The 3,127-nt window shown below is 63.0% G+C and carries 3 protein-coding genes; all 3 read right to left on the bottom strand.

Annotated elements, in window-relative coordinates:
* Window positions 1-22 precede the first annotated feature (22 nt).
* Window positions 23-676, bottom strand: coding sequence for a ribosome biogenesis GTP-binding protein YihA/YsxC (gene yihA / locus IVB32_RS21670; protein WP_018453034.1), 654 nt, complete (start codon window positions 674-676; stop codon window positions 23-25).
* 111 nt (window positions 677-787) lie between these two features.
* Complete coding sequence (gene yidC, locus IVB32_RS21675) at window positions 788-2,635, bottom strand: membrane protein insertase YidC (protein ID WP_026232445.1); 1,848 nt, start codon at window positions 2,633-2,635, stop codon at window positions 788-790.
* A 13-nt stretch (window positions 2,636-2,648) separates the two neighbouring features.
* Entirely contained in the window at window positions 2,649-3,062 is a 414-nt protein-coding gene (gene rnpA, locus IVB32_RS21680) for a ribonuclease P protein component (RefSeq protein ID WP_018453036.1), read from the bottom strand.
* Window positions 3,063-3,127: the final 65 nt, after the last annotated feature.

Genomic DNA, 3,127 nt, shown 5'->3' on the forward strand with positions numbered 1-3,127 from the left:
ATCAACAGGCGGAACGCCGCCATTACGAGGTGCGCTCTTCCAGCAGCTTGGCGATCGCGGCGCGCAGCTCGGCCATGCCGGTTGCGCTCCGCGACGAGGTCGCGAGCACGTTCGGGAACGCGGCCGGACGCTTGGCGAGCGCGGCCTCGGTCTCGACGATGCGCGATTGAAGCTCGGCGGCCTTGATCTGGTCGGCCTTGGTCAGAACCAGCTGGTAGCTGACCGCGGAGCGATCGAGTGTCTTCAGGACTTCGAGATCGACGTCCTTGAGGCCGTGCCGCGCGTCGACCAGCACGTAGACGCGCGCGAGGCTCGCGCGTCCGAGCAGGAATTTGTGGATCAGCTCGGTCCAGGACGCGACCTGGCTCTTCGGTGCCTTGGCATAGCCATAGCCGGGCATGTCGACCAGGCGCAGGTCACTTTTCCCGGGGACCTCGAAGAAGATCAGCTCCTGGGTGCGGCCCGGCGTATGCGAGGTGCGCGCGAGCGCGTTGCGGCCGGTCAGCGCGTTGATCAGGCTGGACTTGCCGACATTGGAGCGGCCGGCAAAAGCGATCTCCAGCCCCGCCATCGGCGGCAGCGTTTCAGTCGAGGGCGAGGCCCAGATGAACTGCCAGTCGCGCGTGAACAGCTTTCGCCCGACCTCGATCAGCTTCGCATCTTTGTCGTCGGTCATGCGAAGGCTTTCTGTTTGTCCGCGTCATTGCGAGCGAAGCGAAGTAATCCAAAAATGCATCCGCGAAGGGACTCTGGATTGCTTCGTCGCTTTGCCTCGCAATGACGACCGCTACGTCGCCTTCTTCGCGAACGTCGCCTTGAGATTGTCGAACAGCTCCACCTTCACGCCGTTGCGGCGCATGATGAAGCTCTGCTGAAGCACCGAGAGCGTGTTGTTCCAGGCCCAGTAGATCACGAGGCCCGCCGGGAAGCCCGCCAGCATGAAGGTGAAGATCAGCGGCATCCAGTTGAAGATCATCTGCTGCGTCGGATCCGGCGGCGTCGGATTCAGCTTCATCTGGAACCACATCGTGATGCCCATGATGATCGGCCAGATGCCGAGCGCGAGGTAGTGGCCGAACACGGGAATGGTGGTCGGATCGAACGGGATCAGCCCGAACAGAGTGAACAGGTTGGTCGGGTCCGGCGCGGAAAGATCCTTGATCCAGCCGAAGAACGGCGCGTGCCGCATCTCGATGGTGACGAACAGCACCTTGTACAGCGAGAAGAACACCGGGATCTGGATCACCACGGGAAGACAGCCGGCGACCGGATTGATCTTCTCCTTGCGGTAGATCTCCATCATCTCCTGCTGCTGCTTCACCTTGTCGTCAGGGTAGCGCTCCTTCAGCGCCTGAAGCTGCGGTTGGACCGACTTCATCTTCGCCATCGAGGCGTAGGACTTGTTCGCCAGCGGGAAGAACAGGAGCTTCACGATCACGGTCACGAGCAGGATCGAGATGCCGAAATTGCCGAAGAAGCGGTAGAAGAAGTCGAGGCCGAGGAACATCGGCTTGGTGATGAAGTAGAACCAGCCCCAGTCGATCAACAGATCGAAATGGTTGAGGCCGAGTTCCTTGTTGTAGCCGCCATGGCCGGCGAGCGGGAAGTTGATGCCGACAACGCTGGCTTCCTTGGCGCCGGCGAACAGCCGCGCGTTCGCGGTCGCGGAGCCGCCGATCGCGACGGTGACCGGATCGAGCAGATAATCGGTCTGGTAGGTGTGGACGTTGCCACTCGGATTCGACGAGAAGCGCGCCTGAATCTGCGCACTGGTGTCCGGCAGCAGCGCCGAGGCCCAGTATTTGTCGGTCATGCCGAGCCAGCCATTGGTGGCCTTGAAGTTCACCGTCCTGGCTTCGTCGATTTTCTTGTAGGCGTATTCCTGCAAGCCATCGAGATAGCCGATCAGGCCTTCATGCAGAATGTAGTAGCCGGAGACCTGCGGCGTGCCGTGGCGCGAGATCAGTGCGAACGGATAGAGCGTGACCGGCGCGTTGCCGACATTGCTCACCTCGTCCTTGACGGTAAAGAGGTAGTGGTCGTCGACCGAGATGGTGCGACGGAAGTTGAGGCCCTCGCCATTGTCCCATTTCAGCAGCACCGGGGTCGTCGGCGTCAGGCTGCCGCTGCCGTCCTGCTGCCAGACGGTCTGCGCGTCCGGCAGTTTCGCCGTCACGCCCGTCGCCGGTACCCAGCCGAACTCGGCGTAATACGGCTCCGCGGTCCCCGAGGGCGAATACAGAATAATCGGCGGTGACTTCGGATCGACCGTTTCGCGGAATTGCACCAGCGCGACATCGTCGATGCGTCCGCCCTTCAGCGAGATGCTGCCGGCGATCCGCGGCGTCTCGATCTTCACGCGCGGGCTGGCAGCAATGGCGGTGTCACGGCTTTGAACCGGCTGGGCTTGCTGGTTCGCGCTCGGCGTCGACGGCTGGGCCGTGCTGCCGGCCTGCGGCGTGGCGCCCGGCGTAGCGGAAGCCGTCGGCTGCGGCGTGGTCTTCTGCAGCTCGGCCTGCGCCTGTTGCTGGGCGCGCTGCTTCTCCATCGCCGGCATGTTGTAGAAATATTGCCAGGCGATCAGCACGAAGCCCGACAGAATGACGGCGAGGATGGTATTGCGGTTGTCGGTCATCATTCTCTCGTCATCAATCCGGTTTGCGGCTGGTCGCAGGAGCGGGGCCGGGCTTTAAGCCGTCGGTTGTTGGGCTGCTTTTTGAGCCGCGTCCCTTGTGCGTATGCCGCGCGGGCTTCGCGAACGCTATGCGCAGATCGTCGAGCATGGTGGCGAAGCCGCGCGAGAGCGCGTCCCTTCGGCCGACCAGCACATAATCATGATGGGGCTGCATCGACACCGGATCGAGCCGCTTCACCAGTTCGCGAAGCCGGCGCCGGATGCGATTGCGCTCGGGGGCGTTGCCGTTCTTTTTGGTGACGGTGAAGCCGATCCGGATTGGGCCGCTATCGTCGCGACCGCGGCTTTGCAGGACGAACGCGGGGCTATTCACCCGCGCGCCATTGGCAACGGCGAGGAAATCCGCTCGCTGCCTCAGCCGATCCATGATGAAATCCCAAAAAGGGGGTCCGGCTCAGGCGCTCAGACGCTTGCGGCCGCGAGCGCGGCGGG

Source organism: Bradyrhizobium sp. 23, from assembly GCF_023073295.1.
GTDB classification, from domain to species: Bacteria; Pseudomonadota; Alphaproteobacteria; order Rhizobiales; family Xanthobacteraceae; genus Bradyrhizobium; species Bradyrhizobium canariense_D.